Source organism: Pseudomonas sp. S4_EA_1b (assembly GCF_016307435.1).
Lineage (GTDB): Bacteria > Pseudomonadota > Gammaproteobacteria > Pseudomonadales > Pseudomonadaceae > Aquipseudomonas > Aquipseudomonas rhodesiae.
In genome coordinates this window covers 1-25860 of sequence record NZ_JAEILC010000008.1, presented here as the reverse complement: position 1 = coordinate 25860, position 25860 = coordinate 1, and the positions used below count along the sequence as shown (strand labels likewise).

Annotated in this window: 20 protein-coding genes and 1 pseudogene; 8 read left to right on the top strand and 13 right to left on the bottom strand. The window is 60.6% G+C overall.

What is annotated here, in order from left to right; all coding sequences use genetic code 11:
• Positions 1-165: 165 nt before the first annotated feature.
• From YA0848_RS01860 to YA0848_RS01850, 3 genes are all read right to left on the bottom strand, one after another.
• Positions 166-2514: an FdhF/YdeP family oxidoreductase gene (locus tag YA0848_RS01860; protein ID WP_047881471.1), complete on the bottom strand. Its 2349-nt coding sequence runs from the start codon at positions 2512-2514 to the stop codon at positions 166-168.
• Positions 2511-3350, bottom strand: coding sequence for a formate dehydrogenase accessory sulfurtransferase FdhD (gene fdhD / locus YA0848_RS01855; RefSeq protein ID WP_169903845.1), 840 nt, complete (start codon positions 3348-3350; stop codon positions 2511-2513). The genes YA0848_RS01860 and fdhD overlap by 4 nt, the downstream gene beginning before the upstream one ends.
• A gap of 96 nt (positions 3351-3446) precedes the next feature.
• Positions 3447-4334, bottom strand: a complete 888-nt coding sequence (locus YA0848_RS01850) for a LysR family transcriptional regulator (protein ID WP_034095371.1) — start codon at positions 4332-4334, stop codon at positions 3447-3449.
• A gap of 132 nt (positions 4335-4466) precedes the next feature.
• Here YA0848_RS01850 and lysM point away from each other — a divergent pair, with 132 nt between their 5' ends.
• Positions 4467-4907 (top strand): peptidoglycan-binding protein LysM, encoded by a 441-nt coding sequence (lysM, locus tag YA0848_RS01845; RefSeq protein WP_034111333.1) that lies wholly within the window; start codon positions 4467-4469, stop codon positions 4905-4907.
• 44 nt (positions 4908-4951) lie between these two features.
• On the opposite strand, the gene yrfG is transcribed toward lysM, so the two are convergent.
• Positions 4952-5614, bottom strand: a complete 663-nt coding sequence (gene yrfG / locus YA0848_RS01840) for a GMP/IMP nucleotidase (RefSeq protein ID WP_034095373.1) — start codon at positions 5612-5614, stop codon at positions 4952-4954.
• 86 nt (positions 5615-5700) lie between these two features.
• Between yrfG and nudE the strand changes: the two genes are divergently transcribed.
• Both nudE and cysQ read left to right on the top strand, forming a co-directional pair.
• Positions 5701-6267 carry an ADP compounds hydrolase NudE gene (gene nudE, locus YA0848_RS01835; protein WP_034095374.1) on the top strand — a complete coding sequence of 189 codons (567 nt, stop codon included), beginning with the start codon at positions 5701-5703 and terminating at the stop codon, positions 6265-6267.
• Positions 6264-7100, top strand: coding sequence for a 3'(2'),5'-bisphosphate nucleotidase CysQ (cysQ, locus tag YA0848_RS01830; protein WP_034095375.1), 837 nt, complete (start codon positions 6264-6266; stop codon positions 7098-7100). Before nudE ends, cysQ begins: the two co-directional genes overlap by 4 nt.
• A 62-nt stretch (positions 7101-7162) precedes the next feature.
• Here the strand turns inward: cysQ and YA0848_RS01825 are convergent, their stop codons facing one another.
• The 7 genes from YA0848_RS01825 to rfbB are packed head-to-tail and all read right to left on the bottom strand — an operon-like array spanning position 7163 to position 14234.
• Entirely contained in the window at positions 7163-7618 is a 456-nt protein-coding gene (locus tag YA0848_RS01825; protein WP_034095376.1) for a YiiD C-terminal domain-containing protein, read from the bottom strand.
• Positions 7619-7644: 26 nt separating this feature from the next.
• Positions 7645-9030, bottom strand: a complete 1386-nt coding sequence (locus YA0848_RS01820) for a sigma-54-dependent transcriptional regulator (protein ID WP_169903844.1) — start codon at positions 9028-9030, stop codon at positions 7645-7647.
• Entirely contained in the window at positions 9027-10835 is a 1809-nt protein-coding gene (locus tag YA0848_RS01815; RefSeq protein WP_034111337.1) for a sensor histidine kinase, read from the bottom strand. Before YA0848_RS01815 ends, YA0848_RS01820 begins: the two co-directional genes overlap by 4 nt.
• A 36-nt stretch (positions 10836-10871) precedes the next feature.
• A complete protein-coding gene (gene rfbD / locus YA0848_RS01810) occupies positions 10872-11741 on the bottom strand; it encodes a dTDP-4-dehydrorhamnose reductase (protein ID WP_034111338.1) in 870 nt (289 codons plus the stop codon).
• On the bottom strand, positions 11738-12283 hold the full coding sequence (gene rfbC / locus YA0848_RS01805; RefSeq protein WP_034111339.1) for a dTDP-4-dehydrorhamnose 3,5-epimerase: 546 nt from the start codon (positions 12281-12283) through the stop codon (positions 11738-11740). Before rfbC ends, rfbD begins: the two co-directional genes overlap by 4 nt.
• Positions 12280-13155, bottom strand: a complete 876-nt coding sequence (gene rfbA, locus YA0848_RS01800) for a glucose-1-phosphate thymidylyltransferase RfbA (protein WP_169903843.1) — start codon at positions 13153-13155, stop codon at positions 12280-12282. Before rfbA ends, rfbC begins: the two co-directional genes overlap by 4 nt.
• The gene (rfbB, locus tag YA0848_RS01795) at positions 13152-14234 is read right to left on the bottom strand and encodes a dTDP-glucose 4,6-dehydratase (protein WP_034095382.1); all 1083 of its coding nucleotides are present in this window, start codon (positions 14232-14234) and stop codon (positions 13152-13154) included. The genes rfbA and rfbB overlap by 4 nt, the downstream gene beginning before the upstream one ends.
• 149 nt (positions 14235-14383) lie before the next feature.
• Here rfbB and YA0848_RS01790 point away from each other — a divergent pair, with 149 nt between their 5' ends.
• From YA0848_RS01790 to YA0848_RS01780, 3 genes are all read left to right on the top strand, one after another.
• A complete protein-coding gene (locus YA0848_RS01790; protein WP_169903842.1) occupies positions 14384-17293 on the top strand; it encodes an aminotransferase in 2910 nt (969 codons plus the stop codon).
• Positions 17294-17413: 120 nt separating this feature from the next.
• Positions 17414-18520 (top strand): agmatine deiminase, encoded by a 1107-nt coding sequence (gene aguA, locus YA0848_RS01785; protein WP_034095384.1) that lies wholly within the window; start codon positions 17414-17416, stop codon positions 18518-18520.
• Positions 18521-18758: 238 nt separating this feature from the next.
• Entirely contained in the window at positions 18759-19001 is a 243-nt protein-coding gene (locus YA0848_RS01780; RefSeq protein ID WP_034095385.1) for a hypothetical protein, read from the top strand.
• Here YA0848_RS01780 and YA0848_RS01775 read toward each other — a convergent pair.
• Positions 18998-21085, bottom strand: a complete 2088-nt coding sequence (locus YA0848_RS01775) for a TonB-dependent receptor (protein WP_169903841.1) — start codon at positions 21083-21085, stop codon at positions 18998-19000. The genes YA0848_RS01780 and YA0848_RS01775 overlap by 4 nt on opposite strands.
• A gap of 409 nt (positions 21086-21494) precedes the next feature.
• Here YA0848_RS01775 and YA0848_RS01770 point away from each other — a divergent pair, with 409 nt between their 5' ends.
• Positions 21495-22787 (top strand): OprD family porin, encoded by a 1293-nt coding sequence (locus tag YA0848_RS01770; protein ID WP_169903840.1) that lies wholly within the window; start codon positions 21495-21497, stop codon positions 22785-22787.
• Between the two features lie 74 nt (positions 22788-22861).
• Here the strand turns inward: YA0848_RS01770 and YA0848_RS01765 are convergent, their stop codons facing one another.
• The gene (locus YA0848_RS01765; RefSeq protein WP_169903839.1) at positions 22862-24991 is read right to left on the bottom strand and encodes a M48 family metallopeptidase; all 2130 of its coding nucleotides are present in this window, start codon (positions 24989-24991) and stop codon (positions 22862-22864) included.
• 323 nt (positions 24992-25314) lie between these two features.
• Between YA0848_RS01765 and YA0848_RS35840 the strand changes: the two are divergent.
• Positions 25315-25470: pseudogene (locus YA0848_RS35840) on the top strand (helix-turn-helix domain-containing protein); the annotation flags it as partial.
• Between the last annotated feature and the right edge of the window lie 390 nt (positions 25471-25860).

Here is a 25860-nt window from a genome sequence, read left to right as displayed (position 1 = left end):
ATTGACATTGTGACAATAGAAATCCGACCAGTAACACGAGTTGTACACAATTCTCTAAGTTACTGTTTTGAATAGGGAACTTAAGTGTTTTTTACGAGTCTTTAGCTACTTCGGAACGGCCGCTTTTATGCAAAAGCGGCCTTTTTTTGTGTCCGAAATGATCGATCAGGCCGAACGCGACATGATCAAACCGCTCTCGCTCGCCGCTTCCAGACGAATCGCTATAAATTTCGACGTTGGCGTATGGCTGCCATCGCCTGTGCTTTCGAGCGGCACCAGTGGGTTTACTTCCGGGTAATAAGCGGCTGCTTGCCCGGCTGGAATATCAAATGCCAGCAGGGTGAAGCCCTTCACACGACGCTCACGGCCGTCTTCCCACAGCGACACGATGTCAGCCTTCTGCCCCGGCTTGAAGCCCAGACGGATGATGTCGGCTTCATTGACGAACAGCACGTCACGCTGACCTTTGACTCCACGGTAGCGGTCGTCCAGGCCATAGATCGTGGTGTTGTACTGATCGTGAGAGCGCATCGACTGCATGATCAGGTCCGGCACCCGGCCAGTGGCGTGGGTGCGCTCGTGGATCAAGTCCTTGGGTAGCACGTTCGGGCGGAAGTTGGCGCGTGTCGACGGCGTGTTCCATTTGCGCGCACCGGCCGCATTGCCGAGGTAGAAGCCGCCCGGGTTTTTGATTTTTTCGTTGAAATCCTTAAAGCCTGGAATGGTGTCGGCAATTAGATCGCGGATGCGCCCGTAGTCGGCCACCAGCCAGTTCCAGTCCACCGGCTGGCTGCCCAGGGTCGCGGCGGCAATGCCGGCCAGAATCGCCGGCTCGGACTTCATCAGGCTCGACAGCGGCTGCAATTGACCATTGGAGCCGTGGACCATGCTGAACGAGTCCTCCACCGTCACCGCCTGCGGCCCTTCGGCCTGGATATCGATGTCGGTACGGCCCAGGCACGGCAGGATCAGCGCCTCTTTGCCGTGCATCAGATGGCTGCGGTTGAGCTTGGTGCTGATCTGCACGGTCAGGTCGCAGTTGCGCAGTGCTTCGAAGGTGCGGGTGCTGTCCGGTGTGGCTTGGGCGAAGTTGCCACCCAGGCCGATAAATACTTTGGAGCGTCCTTCGAGCATGGCGTGGATCGCTTCGACCACGTTGTGGCCATTGGTGCGCGGCACCTGAAACTGGAAGCGGCGCTCCAACGAATCAAGAAACGCAACCGGCGGGCGCTCGTTAATACCCATGGTGCGGTCGCCCTGCACGTTGCTGTGGCCGCGTACCGGGCACAGCCCGGCGCCCGGGCGGCCGATATTGCCGCGCAGCAACATCAGGTTGGCGATTTCCTGGATGGTCGGCACCGAGTGGCGGTGCTGGGTGATACCCATCGCCCAGCACATGATCACGTTCTTGCCTTTGGCGTACATACGCGCCGCTTGCTCGATTTCAACCAGACTCAGGCCTGACTGCTCGACGATCTCTTCCCAAGAGGTATCGTCGATCTGGCCCAGGTACTCCAGCACATTGGCGGTGTGTTCGTTGAGGAAGTCATGGTCGAACACCGTTTCGGTGCCTTCGGCCTGCGCCTGGCGTTCCCACAGCAACAGGAATTTGGCCATGCCGCGCAGGATCGCCATATCGCCGCCCAGCGCCGGGCGGAAGTATGCGGTGTTGGTCGGTTTGTCGCCGTTGGTGAGCATCTCCAGCGGGTGCTGCGGGTGCTGGAAGCGTTCCAGGCCGCGCTCCTTGAGCGGGTTGATGCAGACCACCTGGGCGCCACGTTTGACCGCTTCGCGCAGGGGTTCGAGCATGCGTGGATGGTTGGTGCCGGGGTTCTGGCCCCACACAAAAATCGCGTCGGCGTGTTCGAAGTCATCAAAGGTCACGGTGCCTTTGCCGACCCCCACGCTTTGCGCCAGGGCCACGCCGCTGGCTTCGTGGCACATGTTCGAACAGTCCGGGAAGTTGTTGGTGCCATAGGCGCGTACAAACAGTTGGTACAGGAACGCGGCTTCATTGCTGGCGCGGCCGGAGGTATAGAACTCGGCCATGTCCGGGCTGGGCAGGGCATTGAGGTGCTGGCCGATCAGGTCGAAGGCCGCTTCCCAACTGATGGATTTGTAACGGTCGGTTGCGGCGTCGTAGCGCATCGGCTCGGTCAGGCGGCCTTGGTATTCCAGCCAATAGTCACTTTGCTCCAGCAGCGACGTCACGCTGTGCTTGGCGAAAAACGCCGCATCCACCCGGCGCTTGGTGGCTTCCCAGTTCACGGCCTTGGCGCCGTTTTCGCAGAACTTGACCATGCCGCTTTCCGGCGAGTCGCCCCAAGCGCAGCCTGGGCAGTCGAAGCCGCCATTCTGGTTGGTCTTGAGCATCATGCGCAGGTTTTTCAGCGCGTTATCGCTGGTCAACCACGCCTGCGCCACACTGATCAGCGCACCCCAGCCGCCAGCCGGGCCTTTGTAGGGCTTATAGCGCGGTGTGGGGGTTTGGTCGGCTTGATGATGATTGCTCACGGCTGGTTCTCCATCGCAGGGCTGTAGACCCGCGGCGCACTTTTCTGCGGCAGGTGGATGAGATTGAGGTTGTGCCGACGGGCCCATTGCAAGGCCAGGCCGGTGGGCGACGACAGGCTGACCAGGGTCTGGATGCCCGCGCGCAGGACTTTCTGGATCAATTCGAGGCTGCAACGGCTGGTGACAATCGCCACGCCGCCGTCGGTTGGAATTTGTTGACGGACCAATGCACCGATCAACTTATCCAGCGCGTTGTGCCGGCCAATGTCTTCACGGCCGAGCAACAATTCGCCCTGATTATTCATAAACACCGCCGCGTGCACCGCACCGCTGTGCTGGCCGAGAGGCTGGAACGCGCTGATGCGCTGGCGCAGGCCGTCGAGCCACTCAGCAGGCGGCAGGGGCGCGCCGGCCAGCACTTGCAGATCCGGCAGGGCCTGTTCCACGGCTTCTACGCCGCATAACCCACAGCCGCTGGTGCCCGCTAACTGACGACGCTGCTGTTTGAGGTTCCAAAAAGCGCGGCTTGAGATCTGTACCTGGGCGTATTGCGCAGAGCCCGAGCCGCTAAGCTTCAGGTCATAGATATCGCTGATGTCGGCGATGATGCCGCTGCCCAGGCTGAAGCCGACGATAAAGTCTTCCAGATCCGTAGGCGTCACCAGCATCACCGCTTGGCTGATGTCGTTATAGGCGATCGCCAAAGCCACTTCTTCGGCCAGCGCGGTGCTGGCGACGTCTGAGTGTTCGAGGGTGCAATACTGGTAGCTCTGGCTGGCGGCCAACGCGGGCGTTTGTGCAGCAGGCGCCGCGCAGGCTGGGCGCTGGGCGTTCATGGGGCGTACCACCGGCGGATTGATCAGTGTTTAGACTAGGCGCGACAAAGCGTCGCGTCTAATTGCCAGTACTGATGCGCCGATAGATGACGTCGATCAAGACTCTATTTGCGATTTCTGATACAGCGCAAAGCACGCCTCGGCCAATGCCGAACGCGGTGCACTGCGACGCATGATCAGCCCCAGCCGCGCGAGGGTGTGGGCGTTTTCGATCGGTTGCAGGCGCAGGTGCTCGGTGAGCGCTTCCAGCCCGCCCTCCAGCGGCATGACTGCACAACACAAACCGCCGTGCACCGCCTGCAATAACTGATGAACGGCATCGGTCTGCAGCAGCGGTTGTGGATGCAGGCCACGGCTGTGGAAGTTGTGGTCGATGGATTGGCGAAAGTGCATGCCGCTGGTGAGCATGCCCAGCGGCAGTTCGATCAGCGCTTCCCAGCTCAACGGAGTGTCGCCGAAGCTGAAGAAACGCTGGTCATACAGCAGCCCCATGCGGGTTTCGCCCAGGGCCAGGGAGTCGAAGCGTTCCGTGTCGAGACGCTCCAGATACGACACGCCCAGGTCCAGGCGGTTACTGGCCAGTTGTTCGAGGATCTGCTCGGAACTGAGTGCCGACAGCTCGAAGCGCAGGTTCGGATGCTCTTTATGCAACTGCTGCATCAGTGCCAAGGGATCGAAGCTCGACAACGGCACCACCCCCAGGCGCAACGTGCCCACCAGGTTGCCGCGACACGCCGCCGCTTCGGCCTGCAAACCGTCGTAGGCCGCCAGCACCGTCCGCGCCCACGCCAGTACCCGTTCGCCTGGCGCGGTAAAGCCTTCGAAGCGCTGGCCACGGTTGACCAGCGGCAAGTCCAGCTCTTCTTCCAGGCTGCGCAGGCGCATCGATAACGTGGGTTGGGTGATATGGCAACGGGCTGCGGCCTGGCCGAAGTGACGGGTCTCGTCGAGGGCGATGAGGAATTTCAGCTGTTTGATGTCCATCTTCGCTCCAGGGCTTATTCCAATGGCGTGGGGATTCTAGCGCGTTTGGGTCTTTGGTCGGTCTGGAACCCAAGTCTGCAGGACTGGTCTAGTCTTGGGCATCTGGAATTCATATCCCAAGGAGAGCGCACCATGAGTCTTTTAAGCTTTGTTAAGGAAGCCGGCGAGAAGTTGATCGACCTGTTGACGCCGGGTAATGCCAATGCCAGTGAGCAGTTGAAGGAACACGTGGCCAAAGTGGGTCTGGGTAATCCGAACGTGCAGACCAAGGTGGAGGGTGACAAGGTGACCGTCACCGGTGAAGTCGCCAGCCAGGAAGAGAAAGAGAAAATTCTGCTGGCGCTGGGCAATATTCAAGGTGTTGCGAGCGTGGACGACCAGATCACAGTATCCGGCCCGGTGGTGGCTGCCGCACGTTTCGTCGTGGTGAAAAAGGGCGACACTCTAAGTGCGATTTCTCTGGCGGTGTATGGCAACGCCAACCAGTACAACAAGATCTTCGAAGCCAACAAGCCGCTGTTGTCGCATCCGGACAAAATCTACCCAGGGCAGACGCTGCGTATTCCTGAGTAATACACGGAAGAAAAGTGGGTGGGGGCTCATCCCCCCCTCTCACCTCAGAGACCGACTATAAGATCGCGGTAGTCACCGACCGCTGCAAACTCGCCAGTGTCTTTCGGCCCCTTCTTGCTATCCGGTTCTTTTACCGCCAGCAAATGCCTTACGCCAAACGCCCCGGCGCTGCGTAGGATCGGCAGGGTATCGTCGATAAACAGACTGCGGGCCGGGTCGAACTCTATATCCGCTTGCAAAGCGTCCCAGAATTGCGGGTTTTCCTTGGCGAAACCGTAGTCGTGGGAACTGATCAACCGTTCGAAATAGGGCGCCAGCTCGATGCGTTCCAACTTCAACGACAGCGAATCGCGGTGAGCATTGGTGATCAGGATCACCCGCTTGCCGGCCTGTTTGATGGCCTGCAAAAACGTGTCCGCATCCGGGCGCAGGGCGATCAGGTGCGCGGTCTCCAGCTTGAGTTCGCGCACCGGGAGGTTGAGTTCTGCGCTCCAGAAGTCCAGGCAATACCATTGCAACTGTCCAGCGTTACGCTCGAACAGGGGCTGCAATTCCATCTCGGCCATGGCGCGGCTGACGCCATGCAGCTCGGCGTAACGCTGAGGCAGGTGTTCCATCCAGAAATGGTTGTCGTAATGCAGGTCCAGCAGGGTGCCGTCCATGTCCAGCAGGACGGTGTCGATGGCGTGCCAGGGCAAAGAGGGCATGGGCGTTCTCATCTAAGTAAAGATATCCGACACAGACAATCGGAAAAGCCACGGTATAGTAACCCGATCACGCCAAGGAGCCGCTTATGCGCCAGAAACCCACCGTCCTCGCCCGCGAAATAGTCGCCAGTAGCCGTTTGTTCCGCGTGGAGGAAGTGCAGCTGCGCTTCGCTAATGGCGTTGAACGGACCTACGAGCGCCTGGTGGGCCGGGGGAACGGTTATGGTGCGGTGATGATCGTGGCGATGATCGATGAGGACCATGCGTTGCTGGTGGAAGAATACTGTGGCGGCACGGACGAATATGAAGTGTCGCTGCCCAAAGGCTTGATCGAGCCCGGTGAAGATGTGCTGGCGGCCGCGGATCGGGAACTCAAGGAAGAGGCAGGCTACGGTGCCCGGCAGTTGGAGCACATTACCGAGTTGTCGCTGTCGCCTGGCTATATGAGCCAGAAAATCCAAGTGGTGCTGGCTACCGATCTGTACGAAGAACGTCTAGAAGGCGATGAGCCCGAGCCGATGCGGGTGGACAAGGTCAACCTGCGCGAGCTGTCGAGCCTGGCGCAGAACGAGCAATTCAGCGAAGGTCGCGCCCTTGCCGCGTTGTACCTTGTGCGCGATCTGTTGACCCAGCGTGGAGCCTTCAACGCATGAGCGAACTGTTTCTGGGTCACCCGTTTATCGCCCCTGTCATTGAACTGGCCCGCCAGGCGGGTGAAGCGATCCTGCCGTACTGGCGCGCGGATGTGGCCGTGACCTCCAAGGCTGATGACTCGCCGGTGACGGCGGCGGACCTGGCGGCGCACCACCTGATCCTCGCCGGCCTGACGGCCCTGGACCCCAGCATCCCGGTGCTCTCCGAAGAAGATGCCGATATCGACCAAAGCGTGCGTGCCGGCTGGCAGCGCTGGTGGCTGGTGGACCCGCTGGACGGCACCAAGGAATTCATCGCCGGCAGCGAAGAGTTCACCGTCAATATCGCGCTGATCGAACAGGGCCGCGTAGTGTTTGGCGTGGTCTCGATGCCCACCACTGGCCGTTGCTACTTCGGTGGCGCGGGCCTGGGGGCGTGGCGTTCGGATGTCAATGAAGCCCCACGGCAGATTCAAGTGCGCCAAGCGCCGGCGGAGGGCGAGTGCTTTACGGTGGTGGCCAGTCGTCGACACAGCAGCCCTGAGCAAGAGCGATTGCTGGAGGGGCTGAGCGAAGGGCTGGGCAAACTGGAGCTGGCGAATATCGGCAGTTCGTTGAAGTTTTGCCTGCTGGCCGAAGGCAGCGCCGATTGCTACCCGCGCCTGGCTCCGACCTCACAGTGGGACACCGCGGCCGCCCAAGGCGTGCTGGAAGGTGCCGGTGGCGAAGTGCTGGAATTGAGCGGTGCACCGTTCAGTTATCCAGCGCGGGAATCACTGCTCAATCCGTTCTTTTTGGCGCTGCCGGCCAAGGCGGCCTGGCGTGAACGTTTGTTGAGCTTGGCGCGTTCTTAAGACCTCAAGCGAGCTGACTGTGGGAGCTAGCCCCTTCCCACAGTTGTTTTGTATAGGGGGTTCTAGCGGTGCAGAACGTATTGGCCAGAGAAGGCGACCGCTCTTTCGTCACTGCCCTCATTCACGATCCAGGTGTCCAACGTCAACCGCGCCCGCCCATAGCGCTTGTAGGTGGCTAAAAAACGCTTCCACACCTTTTCCTCCGGCGCCTGGCAAATCACCGTGGCGTCCTGTGTCACCGGCAACGGATAACTGATCTGCCCCTCCTGAATCACGATATGCCCGTCCTCGATACCTTCCTCGCGCAACTGCAGGTGCAACCAACCCCAGCCCGCCAGCACCGCGCCGCAGTAGAGGCTGCCGCCGAACATAGTGCTCTTGTGGTTGATATTGGCTTGTAAGGGCAGGTGCAGCTGCAACTGGCGATCTTGCCAGTCGAGCACCTTGAGCCCCATTTCCCGGGTCAGGGGAATGTCATGGTGAAGGATGGATTCCAGGTAACGGCTGTCGCGGCTCATGGTGGCCTCTTGGCGGGTAGGAAGGGTCATTCGTCGTCGGCACTGTGCTGGGCGCTGTCGGCGAAGTTCAGCCCGTGCTTGCGCAGTTTGTCGTGCAAGGTCTTGCGCGGTACGCCGAGGGCTTCGGCGAGGCTGCGCAGAGAACTGTGGGGGCGGGCGAGTTCGGCGGCGATCAGGCTTTTTTCGAACTGTTCGACCTGTTCGCTCAAGCCGCCCGGCGTGGATGTCAGCACGCTGCCGGTGGGGTTGTCCGGCGAGCTGTCCAGGGCCAGCTCCAGGCCCAGTGCAAAGCGCTCGGCGGCATTCTGCAGTTCCCGCACATTACCCGGCCAGCTGTGGCGCAACAGCAATGCGCGCTGGCCCGGTTGCAGTTCGTGTAGCGGCAGGCCGTGGCGACTGCTGGCTTCGTCGGCAAAGTGTTGGAACAACATCAGCGCATCCTCGCCCCGTTCGCGCAATGGCGGGATGCGTAGCGGCGCCACGTTGAGACGGTAATACAGGTCGGCGCGGAAGCGGCCCTGGTCGGCGGCCTGGCGCAGGTCTTCCTTGGTCGCGGCGATGATGCGGATGTCCAGTGGGATCAACTGGTTGCCGCCCAGGCGCTCGACCACGCGCTCCTGCAACAGCCGCAGGAGCTTGACCTGCACGTCCAGGCTCATGCTTTCGATTTCATCCAGAAACAACGTACCGCCATTGGCAAACTCGAACTTACCGATGCGGCGCTTCTGCGCACCGGTAAATGCGCCGGGTTCATGGCCGAACAGTTCGCTTTCGACCACCGACTCGGCCAGCGCCCCTGCGTTGATCGCCACGAACGGCCCGCTGCGTCGGCTCGACAGATCGTGCAACGCGCGCGCCACCACTTCTTTACCGGCGCCGGTTTCGCCGAGGATCAGCACGTCGGCCTTGGTCGCCGCCAGGGCGCCGATCTGCTCGCGCAGGCGCAGCATCTGCGGCGAATGCCCCACCAGGCGCGTGCTTAGTTGCTGGCGGTCACTAAGGGCCAGGCGCAGGCTGCGGTTGTCGAGCACCAATCGACGCAGAGCCAGGGCGCGGCGCACGCTATCGAGCAAAGCGTCGCTGGCGAAAGGCTTTTCGAGAAAGTCATAGGCCCCGGCGCGCATGGCTTGCACAGCCAGCGGTACATCACCGTGGCCGGTGATCAGCAACACCGGTAGATCCGGGTCCTGGCCGTGCAGCTCGGTCAGCAGTTCCAGGCCGTCCATGCCGGGCATGCGGATATCGCTGACCACCACACCCGGCCAGTCCCGCGACAGCTGAGCGGTGAGGCCGGTGGCTTCGGCCAAAGGCAGGACCTTCAGCCCGGCCAGGTCCAGGGTCTGGCACAGGGCCTGACGCAAGTGCGGGTCGTCGTCGATCAGCACCACCTGAATCTGGTTATCGATACTCATACACTGCGGTCCTCGGACGGTTGCAGACTGACGCCCGGCGAACCGGCACGCAATTTCAAAGTTAACAGCGCGCCGCCTTCCTTGTGGTTGGCAAACAGCAGTTCGCCGCCAAAGGCGCGCATCAGGGTTTCACAGATGGCCAGGCCCAACCCCAGGCCCTGGGTACGCGTCTTGGTGGTATAGAACGGCTCACTGGCGCGGCCCAGCGCTTCCATGCAGAAACCCGGGCCGTTGTCGCGAATGTAGAGGTTGACGCCGTGCTCGGTGGTTTCGGCACTCAGCCAGAGTTTGCGCGGCGGACCTTTTTCGGTCAGCGCGTCCAGGGCGTTGGCCAGCAGGTTGCCCAGTACCTGGCGCAGGCGGGTTTCGCCGGCCTGCACCCATAGCGTGGCTTCCGGCAGATCGCGGATCAATTCCACTTCCATCGACCGGCGGCGCTTGGCCAGCAGCGCCAGGGCGTCATCGAGCGCCGGTTGCAGCGCCACGCTCTCGGGGGCGTGGCGGTCACGGCGGGCAAAGGCGCGCAGGTGGGCGATGATCGAGGCCATGCGTCCGGTCAATTCGCTGATCAGCTTGAGGTTGCCGCGCGCGTCGTCGGTGCGCTGGTGATCGAGCAGGATTTCGGCGTTTTCGGCGTAGCTGCGGATCGCAGCCAAGGGCTGATTGAGTTCGTGGCTGATGCTCGCCGACATGGTCCCCAGCGCCGACAGCTTACCGGCTTGTACCAGGTCATCCTGGGCGCGTACCAGTTCCTGCTGGGCGTGTTCGCGCTCCAGCACCTCTTGTTTCAAGCGTCGGTTAAGGCCTTCCAAGTCGCTGGTCCTTTCAGCCACACGCATTTCCAGTTCGCGGCGAGCTTTGGCTTCAAAGGCGATGCGCTCCAGATAGTGGCGGCGGCGCTGCATCAACAGACCGAGCAACAGCATCAACACCAGCAGCGCCGCGCCGCCCACGGCCACCACGGTGCGCACCGGGCGGCTGATCAAGGATTTCGGCGCGAGGATTTCCACGTTCCAGCCGGTTTCGGCGATGGCCGTGGACTGGCGCAACCAGGCGGTGCTGCTCAGGTTCAGCGGCTGTGGATCGCGGGTCGGGTAGGGCTGGATTGCGATGATGGCCTGGCGCTCTTCGGGGGTGAGCGGGCGCGTGGCGCGGAATCGCCATTGCGGGCGTGACGTCAGGATCACCACGCCGTTGTGGTCGGTGACCAGCAGTTGTTCCGGGGTGTTACCCCACAGGCTTTCGGTGTGATCCAGGTCGACCTTGACCACCAGCACGCCGATGACTTTTTCACCGTCGCGCACCGCCGCGGCGAAGAAGTACCCGCGCTTGGCGGAGGTGGTGCCCAGGCCGAAGAATCGACCCAAGCGCCCGGCCATGGCTTCACTGAAGTAGGGGCGGAATGAAAAGTTACGTCCGACGAAGCTGTCCTGTTTATCCCAGTTCGACGCGGCGAGGGTCTTACCGGTGGTATCCATCAGATACATCACTTCCACGCCGGCCTGGGCCGCCACGTCTTTGAGCAGCAGGTTAGCGTTGGCCAGGTGGGTACTGACCTCGGGCGCCGCCAGCGCGGTGCGCAGGGCGGGCAGATCGCCGAGGATCTGCGGCAGTACTTCGTAGCGGTGCAGGGTACCCAACAGGTTGGCGACGTACAGGTCGAGGGTCTGGCGGTTTTGCCCGGCCAGCTCACTGCGATAGTAGCGCTCGGCCAGGTGCTCCAGCGGCCACAGCAGCGGTGCCAGGCACAACGCCAGCAATGCGAGGCTGCGCCAGCGGGGTCGTCGCGGAAGGGGTGGAGTCATAGGAGTCGTGCGCCTGGGGGTACAGGCGCATTATGCCTAGTGCGGCTGTGCAAGACACTCGCGCAGTGCGTCCAGCCAATGCGGTTGGGCGACATGCCACTGGTGCTGCAAGCGGCTGCAGTCCAGACGCGAGTTCAGCGGGCGTTTGGCGGGTGTCGGATAAGCACTGGAAGGGATAGGCTCCAACTCCGAGCAGGCTTTGCCGGTGGTTCGCAGGTGCTCGCCGATTGCTTCTGCAAAGCCGAACCACGACGTTTCGCCTTGGGCCGTCAGGTGATACACCCCCCACGCGCCGGCGGCCCCAGCCTGCCAATGTTCGATCAGGGCGCGAGTGCTGTCGGCGATGGTGCCGGCCCAGGTCGGCGCACCGATCTGGTCGGCGACGATACGCATCTGCGGCTTTTCCTGCAGCAGGCGCTGCATGGTCAGCAGGAAGTTCTTGCCGTGGTTGGAATACACCCAACTGGTGCGCAGAATCAGATGCTCGCCTCCCACTGCCGCAATCGCCTGCTCGCCGGCGAGCTTGCTTTGGCCATACACCCCCAACGGGTTCGGCGTATCGGTCTCGGTGTACGGCGCCGGTTTGCTGCCGTCGAACACGTAGTCGGTGGAGTAGTGGATCAGCGGCGCGCCCAGGGCCTTGGCCTCCTCAGCCAGAATGCCCGGGGCGATGGCATTGATGGCGAAGGCCACCTCTGGCTCGCTTTCGGCCTGGTCGACCGCCGTGTGGGCGGCGGCGTTGATGATCAGGTCGGGGCGGTGGGCACGGACCTGCTGGCGGATACGGTCGACGTTGGTCAGGTCCAGTTGCTCGCGACCCAGCACGATCAGTTCGCCGAGCGGGGGCAGACGCTGTTGCAGAGCCTGGGAGACTTGGCCGTGTTGGCCGGTGATGAGGATTTTCATGGGAACAGGTCCGCTTCCACCAAGCGTTTGCCGGCCTGGTCCTTGACGGAAAGTTGCGGCGTCTCGGTCAGTTGCCAATCAATTGCCAGCGTTGGGTCGTTCCATGCGATGCAGCGCTCAGCACTGGGCTGGTAGTAATCAGTGGTCTTGTAGAGAAACTCTGCGTATTCACTCAACACCACAAACCCATGAGCAAAACCTTCGGGTACCCACAGCTGGCGGTGGTTCTGAGCCGACAGACGGACCCCCACCCATTGACCGAAGTTCGGAGAACTGCGGCGAATGTCCACAGCCACGTCGAGCACCTCACCTGCGGTGACACGCACGAGTTTTCCCTGTGTGTGTGTCAACTGATAGTGCAAGCCCCGCAGCACGCCCTTTTGCGAGCGCGAATGGTTGTCTTGTACGAAGTTGCGTTCGAGGCCCGTGGCCTGCTTGAACGTGCTGGCGTTGAAACTTTCGTAGAAAAAACCTCGGTCGTCGCCATAGACTTTGGGTTCGAGGATTACAACACCGGGAAGTGAGGTTTCAACCACGTTCACTGGCTATCTCCCGCCAGCGAGTACAGGTATTGACCATAGCCGGTCTTGCCAAAATATTGGGCGCGCTGCAGCAGGAGGTTGCGGTCGATCCACCCATTCTCGTAGGCGATTTCTTCAAGACAAGCGACTTTCAGACCTTGGCGATGTTCGATGGTCTGCACGTACGTCGAGGCTTCGAGCAAGCTGTCGTGGGTGCCCGTGTCGAGCCAGGCAAAGCCACGCCCAAAGCGCTCCACATGCAGATCGCCACGCTGCAGGTACGCGTTGTTGACGTCAGTGATCTCCAGTTCACCGCGAGGCGAAGGCTTGACCGCCTTGGCGATCTTGATCACATCGTTGTCGTAGAAATACAGGCCGGTCACGGCGTAGCTGGACTTCGGTTTGGCGGGTTTTTCTTCGATTGATAGGGCGCGGCCTTCGTCGTCAAAGTCGATCACGCCGAAGCGCTCCGGGTCTTTGACCCAATAACCGAATACAGTCGCGCCGGACGGGCGATTGGCGGCTGTGCGCAATTGATCGCCGAAGTGCTGGCCATGGAAAATGTTGTCGCCCAGGATCAAGCAGACCGGGTCGTCACCGATAAACTCTTCGCCGATGATAAACGCCTGGGCCAGGCCATCAGGAGAAGGTTGTTCGGCGTAACTGAACCGCACGCCGAACTGGCTGCCGTCGCCAAGCAGGTTGCGGTATTGCGGCAAGTCCAGCGGGGTGGAAATCACCAGGATGTCCTTGATCCCCGCCAGCATCAGCACTGAGATCGGATAGTAGATCATCGGCTTGTCGTACACCGGTAACAGCTGTTTTGACACACCCAGGGTAATGGGGTGCAAGCGCGTGCCGGAGCCACCGGCCAATACGATTCCCTTCATCATGCAATCAGATCCTTCATGTCGGTGTTGCCCAATCGTTCGCCCTGATAACTGCCGTCCTGGACCCTGCGGCACCATTCCAGGTTATCGAGGTACCACTGCACGGTTTTGCGCAGACCGGTTTCGAAGGTTTCTTCCGGAACCCAGCCCAGTTCGCGTTCGATCTTGCTGGCGTCGATCGCGTAGCGTTGGTCGTGACCTGGCCGATCCTTGACGAAAGTGATCAGGTCGGTGAATTGCGCGACGCCAGCGGGCCGTTGCGGCGCCAGTTCTTCCAGCAGGGAGCAGATACCGCGCACCACGTCGATGTTCTTTTGTTCGTTATGGCCACCGATGTTGTAGGTCTCGCCGACCACACCTTCGGTGACCACTTTCAATAGAGCGCGGGCGTGGTCTTCGACGAACAGCCAGTCCCGCACCTGCAGACCATCGCCGTAGACCGGTAATGGCTTGCCCGCGAGGGCGTTGAGGATCACCAGCGGAATCAGCTTTTCGGGGAAATGGAACGGGCCGTAGTTGTTCGAACAGTTGGTCAGCAGCACAGGCAGGCCGTAGGTACGGTGCCAGGCGCGCACCAAGTGGTCGGATGCGGCCTTGCTGGCGGAGTAGGGCGAGCTGGGAGCGTAGGGCGTGGTTTCGGTGAACAGATCGTCCACGCCGTGCAGGTCGCCATACACTTCATCGGTAGAAATGTGATGAAAGCGGAAAGCGCTCTTGGCCGGCTCGGTCAGCGTATGCCAGTAGGCGCGGGCGGCTTCGAGCAGGCTGTAGGTGCCGACGATATTGGTCTGGATAAAATCCGACGGACCGTCAATCGAACGGTCGACATGGGACTCGGCGGCCAGGTGCATGATCGCATGGGGCTCGAAGCGTGCCAGCACGGCGCTGACGGTGGCCTGGTCGATGATATCGGCCTGGACAAACTCATAGCGACTGTTGGAGGCGATGCTGGTCAGAGACTCCAGGTTGCCAGCGTAGGTGAGTTTGTCGAGGTTGAGCACTTCGTGATCAGTATTTTGAATCAGATGACGAATCAAGGCTGAGCCAATAAAACCGGCTCCGCCGGTGATGAGAATACGCATGTCAGGGGCCTTTTCCTTAGACGGACATAGAGCAAATGGGGCATAGCTTGGGTTGTGATGCTTGGCAGTGCAAGTGCGACACGCGTGGGGGTTGCTTAACCCCCCAAAACAATGGCGATATACACGCCTAAAAATCAGAGGCTCTGACCATGCTGCTCGCCACGTTGATCCGTCGCGCCAGTCTACCTTGCCCGCAAGTAGGCCTCGATCAGGCCACTCAACTTTTGGCGCAGCACTATGGCCTTGCTGGCACTTTGCAATCACTGGGCAGCCAGCAAGACCTCAATTATAGAGTCGACACCCCCCAGGGACAGTTTGTTCTGAAAATCTGCCGGGGTGACTACGCGGCGCTGGAGTTGCAGGCTCAGCACGCGGCGCTGGGTCACCTGCAGGCGCACGCCGAGGTGCGTGTGCCCAAGGTCATCAAGACCCTGGCCGGCGATGAATTGCTCACCCTGACGATCGGCGGGCAAACCCTGCATTTGCGGCTGCTGGACTATCTCGACGGCCAGCCGTTGACCCACATGCCGCACTTGGGCCGTGAGGTGATCGCCGGATTTGGCGACCTGTGCGGCCGCATGAGCCTGGCGCTCGCGCCGTTCGAGCATGGGGGCCTTGAGCGCACGCTGCAGTGGGACCCGCGCCATGCTCCGGAACTGATCACCCACCTGCTGGCCAGCCTGGAACGCCTCCCGCACCGTGACGCGTTGGAGCGCGTGGCCGGGCAGGTTCAAGCCCGGATTCGCCCCTTGGCCGAGCGCCTGCCGTGGCAAGCCGTTCACATGGACATCACCGATGACAACGTGCTGTGGCAGCGCGATGCCCAGCGTCATTGGCACATCCAGGGGGTGATCGACTTCGGCGATCTGGTTCACACCTGGCGCATCGCTGATCTGTCGGTGACTTGCGCGGCCCTGCTGCACCATGCCGAAGGCGACCCCTTTGCGATTTTGCCGGCGATCCAGGCCTGCCATGCCGTGACCCCTTTGCAACGCGAAGAGTTACAGGCGCTGTGGCCGCTGATCGTTGCGCGGGCTGCGGTGCTGGTGCTGAGCAGTGAGCAGCAGCAACGCCTGGACCCGCATAACAGCTACCTGCTGAAAAATGCCGAGCATGAGTGGGAAATTTTCCATGTGGCGACTTCGGTACCGTTCGAACTGATGGAAGCGGCGATTTTGAGCAGCGTTGGCGAAACGCCGACGCCCATCGCCAGCCAGGATTTTGCCCCACTGTTACCAGAGCTGGTCGGTCGCGAATTTGCGTTGATCGACCTCGGGGTGCTCAGCCCGCATTTCGAGGCTGGCAACTGGGAGACACCCGGTGTCGATCGCAGGCTGCTGGACGAAGCAGCAGCAGTTCACGGGTTGGCGGCCAGCCGCTACGGGCAATATCGGCTGTCGCGCACCGTCCCTGACAGTGCCGTCGAGCCGGAGACGTTTCCTCTGCACGTCGAGCTGCATGTGCCCCACGGCACGGTGCTGGAAGCGCCTTTCGCCGGTACATTGCACCAGGACGCCGATGGCGTTGTGAGCCTGCAGGGCGTCGAGTCGAGCGTTCGCTTGATGGGGGTCAAACCCTCCCTCAAACCGGGTGCGCTGCTGGTCAAAGGGCAAGTGTTTGGCGAGGTTCAAGCGCCGCTGACCGTACAACTGTGCCGCGCCGATCTCGAACCGCCGCTGTTTTGCACGCCTTCGCGCGCATCGGCCTGGCAAATCCTATGCCCTTCGCCTGCTGCTGTGCTGGGGCTGGCTTGCGACGCCGAGCCTGAACTGGACGCTCACGCCCTGCTGGCTCGCCGCGACGCCAGTTTTGCGCGCTCGCAAAAGCACTATTACACCGATCCGCCGCGTATCGAGCGGGGCTGGCGCAACCACCTGATCGACATGCAGGGGCGTTCCTACCTGGACATGCTCAACAACGTGGCGGTGCTCGGCCATGGGCATCCGCGCATGGCTGCGGTGGCGGCGCGGCAATGGTCGCTGCTCAACACCAACTCACGCTTTCACTACGCCGCCGTCACGGAGTTTTCCGAACGCCTGTTGGCCTTGGCGCCGGCGGGCATGGACCGCGTGTTTCTGGTCAACAGCGGCACCGAAGCAAACGACCTGGCCATTCGCCTGGCCTGGGCCTACAGCGGCGGGCGCGACATGCTCAGCGTGCTGGAGGCGTACCACGGCTGGTCGGTGGCGGCGGATGCGGTGTCCACCTCGATTGCCGATAACCCCCAGGCCTTGAGCAGTCGTCCGGACTGGGTGCATCCAGTGACGGCGCCCAACACCTATCGCGGTGAGTTCCGCGGGCAGGACAGTGCCCCAGACTATGTACGCAGTGTGGAACACAACCTGGCGAAAATTGCTGCCAGCAAACGCCAACTGGCAGGTTTTATCTGCGAACCGGTATATGGCAACGCCGGTGGCATCTCCCTGCCGCCGGGCTATCTGCAACAGGTGTATGGCCTGGTGCGCGCTCAGGGCGGCGTGTGTATCGCCGATGAAGTGCAAGTCGGTTATGGGCGCATGGGGCGCTTCTTCTGGGGCTTCGAGGAGCAGGGCGTGGTGCCTGACATCATCACCATGGCCAAAGGCATGGGCAACGGCCAGCCACTGGGGGCCGTGATCACTCGCCGCGAAATCGCCGAAGCGCTGGAGGCTGAAGGCTACTTCTTCTCGTCTTCTGGCGGCAGCCCGGTCAGTTGCCGGATCGGCATGGCAGTGCTGGATGTGATGGAAGAAGAAAAGCTGTGGGAAAACGCCCAAGTAGTCGGTGGACATTTCAAAGCTCGCCTGGAAGCCCTGATCGAGCGTCACCCGTTGGTCGGCGCGGTGCATGGGTCCGGTTTCTACCTGGGCCTGGAACTGGTTCGCGACCGGCACACCCTGGAGCCTGCCACCGAGGAAACCAAAATACTGTGCGACCGCTTACGGGAGTTGGGCATTTTCATGCAGCCTACCGGCGATTATCTGAACATCCTCAAGATCAAACCACCGATGGTCACTTCCCGCAGCAGCGTGGATTTCTTCGTCGACATGCTGTCGAAGGTGCTCGATGAACAGTTATAAATAGTCGATTCTTATCGATAATTAGGCCGGATGCTTCAGGCTGAAGCCTCTTAACTGCTTTTAAAGCCGATTTTTATCCGTTATAAAGTCGGCCATCACCCCTTCGGAGCACCGAACGCCATGACCACTTTGCACAGCACTCCCCGCGCCGATGGCTTCCATATGCCCGCCGAATGGGCGCCACAGACCCAGACCTGGATGATCTGGCCTGAGCGCCCGGACAACTGGCGCCTGGGTGGCAAGCCGGCGCAGGCGGCCCATGTGGCCGTGGCCAAGGCTATTGCGCGGTTCGAGCCGGTGACGGTGTGTGTGTCCGCCGGCCAATACGAAAACGCGCGGGCGCGTTTGGATGTACCGAATATTCGCGTGGTGGAAATGTCCAGCGATGACGCTTGGGTACGGGACACCGGCCCGACCTTCGTGATCAACAACAGCGGCGAAGTGCGCGGCGTCAATTGGGATTTCAACGCTTGGGGCGGTTTCGACGGCGGCCTCTACGCGCCGTGGAACCGTGACACACAGGTGGGCGGCAAAATCCTTGAGATCGAGCGCGCCCCCCGTTACCGCACCGAAGGTTTTGTGCTGGAGGGTGGTTCGATCCACGTTGATGGCGAAGGCACCCTGATCACCACCGAAGAATGCCTGCTCAACCGCAATCGTAACCCGCACCTCGACCGCGCCGAGATCGAAGCGGTGCTGAGTGCCAATCTGGCGGTGGATAAAATCATCTGGTTGCCGGACGGCCTGTTCAACGATGAAACCGATGGCCATGTGGATAACTTCTGCTGCTACGTGCGCCCGGGCGAAGTGTTGCTGGCCTGGACCGATGACCCGCAAGACCCGAACTACGCGCGCTGCCATGCCGCCATGGACGTCCTGCAACGCAGCACCGATGCCCAGGGCCGCTCGTTTACAGTGCACAAAATGCCGATTCCGGGGCCCTTGTTTGCTACCGAAGAAGAATGTGCCGGAGTCGACCCGGTGGATGGCTCCCAGGAACGTAATCCGACCGTGCGGTTGGCGGGTTCCTACGTCAACTTCCTGATCGTCAACGGCGGCATTATCGCGCCGAGCTTCGACGATCCGCTCGACCATGAAGCCAAGCGCATCCTGCAGGACCTGTTCCCGCAGCATGAAGTGGTGATGGTGCCGGGTCGTGAATTGTTACTGGGTGGCGGCAATATTCACTGCCTGACTCAACAGCAGCCTGCGCCGCACAAAAACTGAGTGCGGTTGTAACAGCGCTTCAACGACGACCTGGCGCTACGCGCCTCCAGCGTCCAAGGCAAGCCCGCGGCCCTACTAGCCCGCGGGCTTTTTTGCGCGCGCAGGCCCCCTGAACCTGGCGCATTGGCATAGCTCTTGTATCGGTTTTGCCATAGCAGTGGCCCAAGGTGATGACTGCGCAGCTCTGTCATAAACCTTGAGTAAGTTAGCCGCTCACGCAGTCGGAGAGAGCGCTGAAATGAACGTCGAAATCAACCCCATGCGCGCGCGCCCGCTTCATCCTTCACGGGTCGACAGTGACGCCATCCATGCCCTGGCGCTCTGGTTGAAGGAAAACAGCGCGCGGCAGGTCAGGCAACCCGACCTGCGCAGTGTCTTGAGTGAACGCTACCCGCAGGGGTTGTTCAGTGAGGATGAAGTGCACGCGCTGTGCGAGCTGATGCACAGCACGCTCACCCCCATACAGGCTTCCAGTCTCTAGAAGCTATGAGTGCCCGTCACCACCAGGCTGCGCGGATCTCCCGGCTGGATCTGCGCCACGCTCGTGGCCGACGCGTAGTAGGTTTTGTCGGCGATGTTGTTCAGCGCCGCCGTCACATCCCACGTCTTTTGACGAAAGCCGGCCAAGGCGTCCCAGCGGCCATAGCCTGGCAGGACCACGGTGTTGAGGCTGTCGGCATAGCGGTCGCCGACCAGCGTCAGGCCGGTTTCTGCGTACCAGCCCATTTCTGGTTTCCAGGTCAGGAACAGGCTGGCGTTACGTTTGGCCACGTCACTGACGCGCTTGCCTTCAAAGCCGTTGTTGTCCTTCTCCACCTTCGCATCCTGCAGGCCTACACCGCCGCGAACATACCAGTTGCCGCCGATCTTGCCGGTGGCTGTCAACTCCACGCCTCGTGAGCGCTGCAGGCCGCTGAGCAAGGTGATGGAGCGGTCGAGCGGATCGCTGGTACGGCGGTTGTAGAGTTCCAGTTCGTATACGGCCAGGGTGGTGCTCAAGCGATCGTCGAGCCAATCGCTTTTCACGCCGATTTCTTTTTGTTTGGTCAGTTCGGGGCTCAGATCGTTGACGCCGCCGGATGCGTTTGGGGTGATGCCGATCAAACCGCCACCCGCAGGAGAAAAGGTCTTGCTCCACGAGGCGTAGAACGAGTGGTTTTCCAGTGGCGTCCACACCAGGCCAAAACGTGGGCTGGTACTGTGATTCTTCACCGCTTGTTGGGTATTCAGCAGCTTGTTGGTGGTGTCCACCTCGAAACGGTCATAGCGCAAGCCAGCGAGCACTTGCCATTGATCGTTCAGGCGCAGTTGGTCTTGCACATACAACGCACGGCTATCCACTTCGGTGTGGTTATTGCTCGACGCGCTCATGCGCCCGGTGTGGCTCAGGTGGCGATCAGGCTGGTTGAGGTCCAGATCTGGCACGGCCTGGCCCCCACGGTTCACGGCGGTGGCGGTGTACAGCTTCGGATCGCGATGCTGGCTGCCCAGCTCAAGGCCCGTGAGCACGCGGTGTTCCAGGCCGTATGTGCTGAAACCGCCCTCCATTTCCAGGTTATTGAACACATTGCGAGTGGTCAGATCCTGCTGCCAGCGTTGGCGCGTCACGCGGTTGGTCGCAGCGGTGTAGCCGGTCTGGTAGGTGTTGTCGAAATCGCTGTCGAGTTTGAACACGCCCAGGGTGTGGCGCAGTTGCCAATTGTCATTGAGTTCATAGGCGAGTTTGGACCGTAACGACTGGGTTTTATCGTCGATGTAGTCGCGGTTATCAAAGTAGGTAGTGCTGCGGCTTACGTCGGCAGGGCGGCCGTTGACACCGGGAACGCCGCGGTCCGGGGTGCGGTTGTAACGACTGTATTCGTACTGCACCAGCCAGTTGAGGTCCGGGGTCAGTTGCCAACTCATGGACGGCGCAAACAACTGACGACTGCCGCTCACGTCGTCGCGGAAACTGTTGTTGTCCTGGTTGCCCATGTTCAGGCGCAGGCTGATGTTATCGCTGGGGTCGGTGCTCAGGTCGGCGTACACACTACGCCAATCATTGCTGCCACCCTGGACTTCGAGGGTTGAGGCGCGCCCAGCCGAAGGCAATTTGCTTACGCGGTTGACGATACCGCCCTGGCCGCCACGTCCGTAGAGCACTGCCGCCGGCCCTTTAAGCACTTCGATGCGTTCGATGTTGTGCAGGTCGCGCACGTATTGGCTGTCGTCGCGAATGCCGTCCAGGTAGAAATCGTTACTCGCGTCGAAGCCACGGATACGCAAGCTGTCGAAGCGTGTGTCGGCGCCACTGCTGACGTTGGGAATACCGCTGAGCGCTTGGCCGAGGTCATTGGTGCCATAGGCGCGCAGGTTTTCCGTCTTTACCGAGTCGATGGCCTGGGGTACGTAACGCACTGGCGTTGCCGTGCGGGTGGCAGTATTGGTGGCTTTGACGCGCGGGTCGTCTTCGTCGGCGTCGGCGCTGATCGATGTGGCGGGTAAAGTGGTGGTGGCGCAGGCGAAACCGGCAGACAACAGTACAGAAAGCCCAAGGGTGATGGGCGTCAGGCGAGGGGCGGGCATGGAGAAATGCATCCAGAAGGTTTTGGAAAAACAGTGCGCCAATGGTAATGCTTTGCATTTGCGTGCGTTATCCATTACTAAACGTATCCACCATGAGATATGTTACTGGATGTGTTTACAGACGATTGGAAAGCGTTTTTTTGTCGTTTTCAGATATGCCAGCGACAGGCTCTTAGAATTATTTCGCCTAAATACAGACGATTCGCGAAATTGACACATAGTTCAACGCGCGACTAGGATTGCGCCCAACGCCTGTGGCTAACCGCCATGACTCTTCCAATAAAAAAAGGCCCGCGGCATGTTCAGTCGTCCGCGGGCTTTCTTTTTTCTGGAAAAAGTCGATATCAGAAAGCGACATGGAGCCTGGTATCACAGCGCGTACTCAACCCGTAATAAGGAATACAAGAATATGTTGAAGCAACGGATGAGTCTGATCGCTCTGGGGATTTTGAGCGCATCGACAGCAATGGCTAATGACCAAGACCAATCCAAGGGTTTTGTCGAAGACAGCCACCTGAATATCGCCGCACGTAACGCCTATATCAGCCGTGACTACAAAAACGGCAAGCAAGACAAAGCTGAGTGGGGTCAGGGTTTCATCGGTAAATTCGAGTCCGGCTTCACCCAGGGCACCGTCGGTGTGGGTGTGGACGTGATCGGTCAGTACGCTATTCGCTTGGACGGCGGTAAAGGCCGCAGCGGCGCTGGCGGCATCGACTTCTTTAAGCAAGGCGATAGCGGCTCGGCCGCAGACGACCTGGCCAAAGGCGGCGCTGCCGTGAAGTTCCGGGTGTCCAACACCGTGCTCAAGTATGGTGATCAGTTCCCTAACGTCCCGGTTCTGGCCTACGACAACTCCCGCCTGTTGTCCGAAACCTATACCGGCACTTCGATCGTTTCCAAAGAGATCGAAGGCCTGCAACTGGACGCCGGTCACTTCACCAAGGAAGCGCGTAAGAGTGCTGAAGGTACCGACAGCGGTAACCTCAAGAGCATCAATTACCTCGGTGGTAGCTATAAATTCACCGAAAGCCTGTCCGCCGCTCTGTACGCGTCCGATATGGAAGACGTGCTGAAAAAGCAATACGTCAACGTCAACTACGTGCTGGCCTTGCCAGAAAAGCAGTCGCTGACCTTTGACTTCAACGGCTACAAAACCAAGCTGGACAAGAGCTTCGCCGAACAGCGCGGCGATGCCGATGCCCGTGATAACAAAATCTGGAGCCTGGGCGCTACCTGGGCTGTCGGCCCACACAGTTTCACCGTGGCCCATCAGCGCAGCACTGGCGATACCGGCTACCTGTATGGCGGCTACCGCGATAACACTCCGGACACCGGCTTCGGTGACGGCGGCAACACCATCCTGCTGGCCAACTCCTACTGGTCCGACTTCAACGGTAAAGATGAGCGCTCCTGGCAGGTCGGTTACGGCCTGGACTTCAGCACCTTCGGCGTGCCTGGCCTGACCTACAACGTGGCCTACGTGCGCGGCACCAACATCGATGACGGCTCCAACCGTGGCGATGGCACCGAGCGTGAAATCTTCAACCAGTTCAAGTACGTCGTTCAGAGCGGCCCGGTCAAAGACCTGAGCCTGCGCGCTCGTGCATCCTGGTTGCGCGTCTCCAACAACGCCAGCAACTACAACGTGGGCGGTAACGAACTGCGTCTGTTCGCTGACTACCCAATCAACGTGTTCTGATTGACCGCACGTTGCGCCTGATGTCAGGCGATAAAAACCCCCGACTGGTTCGGGGGTTTTTTTATAAGCGCCGATCAGTCCTGACGGCTTTGCAAGATGCTGCGCGCCAGCGACGCGTTCACGTAATCGGTAATCAGCGACAGCCCTTCATAAGGCGCGATCTTTCGGTTATCGATGCACAACTGCGCCATCTGCAACACCACCAGGCGCTTCTTCTTATTGAGTCGCACCCCCGGCACGCCGAACGCCGTTTTGCGCAGTTCGGGCAGCGGTGCTTCGTCCGTCAGTTCAAGCGTGAGCCAGATGCCTTGGATCGGTTGCAGCGACACATTGGCGATATGCTCAATCGGCAGCGGTTGCGCCAGGTTGGCAAACACAAAATGCTCCGGCGTGAGCCGCAGCGCGATCTGCGGCGCGCGTTTGTAACGGCGCACGCCCAGCCACACAAAGATCAGCGCGATGCTGGCGATGGCCGCGCCGGCACCGAAGGTCGACAGCGGCGTGCCTTTCACGCGCGATGGATCAAGCCAAGGCAGACTCATAATCAGCAGCCCGAGTACCACAAACGGCACCGCCAGTACCGTCGTGATCAGGGCGCGCCGCTGGCCACCCTCGTGTAAGGCGTGTTCGCCCTGAGCGGAAGCGGCCAGTGTTTCCAGCATTTCGGTTTGTGCCTCGTCTTCGGCGACGACGGCCTGGATCAAGTCGTCGGACAGCTGTTCGCTAAGCGCTGACACCGAACTGAAAAAAACCGCCAACTGCGCCTGCGCCGCCTCGACATCCACCGCGCGGGTAGCGTTGCGCGTGGTCTCATCCAGCGACACGTTCAGGGCTTGCAGGCGTTCGCCGTTGGAAGGGTGGGAGTCGGTTGGGTGTGGTTGGTGAATGTCCAGTGCGTCAGGCGGTAGTTGCAAGGCTTGTTCGCGTAATACAATCAGCAGGCCCTGGGTCAGGTCTGCTGTCGACGCCGTCTCGCACAACGTGATCAACGCGTCCTCTAGGTGCGGTTGCAACACCGAAACGCGCAGCAAGGCCGAGGCTGCCGCCCCATTACCCGCCAACCGCGCGCCGGCGGCATCGGCCAGCAGTTCGCGCTCGCGACTCCAGTGGTTCACCGCGTGGTCGAAGCACTGTATGAAAAACACCCCGAACAGAAACGACGGACGCATCAGCCACCCTTGGATCAGATCGCTGGCCAGCAATGTCTCTTGCAGCGCCTCCAGGCTGCGATTGACCCCATCGTAGATCGGCAGAAAACGCAGGCTGTACTCCGTGTCCTGCCCCACAAAGTGCGCCAGCTCATGGCCAATCACGGCATTGATTTCCGCCGGATCCAGCAGCCCCAGGTACGGCAACGGCACATGCAACGTCCGCCCATGCAGCGAGGAGTGCGCCGGCAGCAATGTGGCGTCGCTGGACGTGACGTAAAAGCCTTGGGCCAAGCTCACCACGATATGGTCGGGCGGCAAAGCACCGAGCCGCCCCGCCAATTCACTCACCAGGCGCCATAAACCTGGAGCCTGTACGGGCGCAACTTCCCGCGCGAAAATCTCCATGGGCGCCGGCGTGAACATCACCAGCATGTGGCGCAATTGCCGCAGCAGCAGCCAGATGGAATACAGGCAGAACGCCGCAACCACCCCCAGCACCGCCATCAGCTTGACTTCACCACTGCCCAACCGGCCTACATGCCACATCCCCAAGCCTTCGAAGCACAAGGCTAGCGCCACTGCCGCCGCCATCGCCACCACATGGCTCACCAGCCCATAAGGCAACAACCGACTGCCTTGGGTGAACACGCGCAGTAATGTTTCTCGCGATTGCAACGCCCGCCGTCCCGCCCAGTGCGTCCCGGCCAACGCCGCCAGGCCGATCACCGCCGCCAGCAAACCGAACCCCACCACCCACGGCGCCAACCCGCGCATCGCCCGATTCACCCGATGAGCCGTGGGTAACTCCGCTTCGATCTTTTCCAGGCGCGAGAGCGCCAACTGCACGCTGATCTTCTCATTCGGCAGATCGACACTGGCCATAGGGTTCCTCGCCGCCAGCGCCCGCAGTTGCTGTTTCGCAATGCTCACATTGCTGTGGTAATCGATCATCGCATTGCTCATCTCCTCCGCGCGCTGTCGCTCCCAGTTACCCAGGGCAGCCAACAGCAGCGGGAAAATCACCAAAAGAGCGATGAGTTTTAGAGCGTTCATGGGAATCCGTTCGTGACGCTGGGGGATGTTGGTTATACCGAAAAGGGTTGGGGGTGGGCAAAGTGCTTTGGCGGTCACCTCGCTGACCGAGGCCCTTATGCATATCGATCAACAGTCCTCACAGCCGGATATCTGAAAACAAAGGAATTGCCAAACGCCAACGGACTTCCTCTTCACTCCTTTAGTCGAAATTGTGCGAGCTATTGATGCTGTAACCGGTGCTATCTGCTGACACCTTCTCCCTGGCGAATCCGTTTCCGGCGCCTCAAGAGGCTTCCACGTTGGCAAACTAAGCGCACTCCATAAGCGCTGACGCGACCGACTCAAGGCACGGGGAACTGAAATTCATGTCAACTTTCACAACATTTGGCATGCCTCTCGACACTACTATGGAGTCGCTGCGTATTGAGGATCTGATTCCTGCCGATGCGAGAACCTGGGAATTCATGGGCCGAGCCTATGAACAATTGAAATGCTGATGCCCCTTATCTTCGGTTCAATACAGTTATATAGGGGTTGTTCACCAGACGCTTAGTGCGCCAATTAAAGCGGGCGGAGGATGAAATACCGACTGATGCGCCGCATTCCCATTGCTTTTCGCGCCTTGGTCAACTTGCTGACGCAGATATCCGGTGTATTTCAGCAGCGTCGGCCTATCAATTTGTCGTGCATCGTTAATTCTTGATGCGCGCACCGATGCCACCGGCCACGCCGACATCGCCTGGGCGGTAGTGCGCGCGCTGGCCCACCGTGAAGGTAGCCCTGGAAGAACCCAAGCCACCCGCCACCCGCAAGCACCGCAAGCACCGCAAGGTCAACGCGTTCAGCCTCGGCGAATTCGAGTCGGCGGCGGACGAGGAATACCAGAA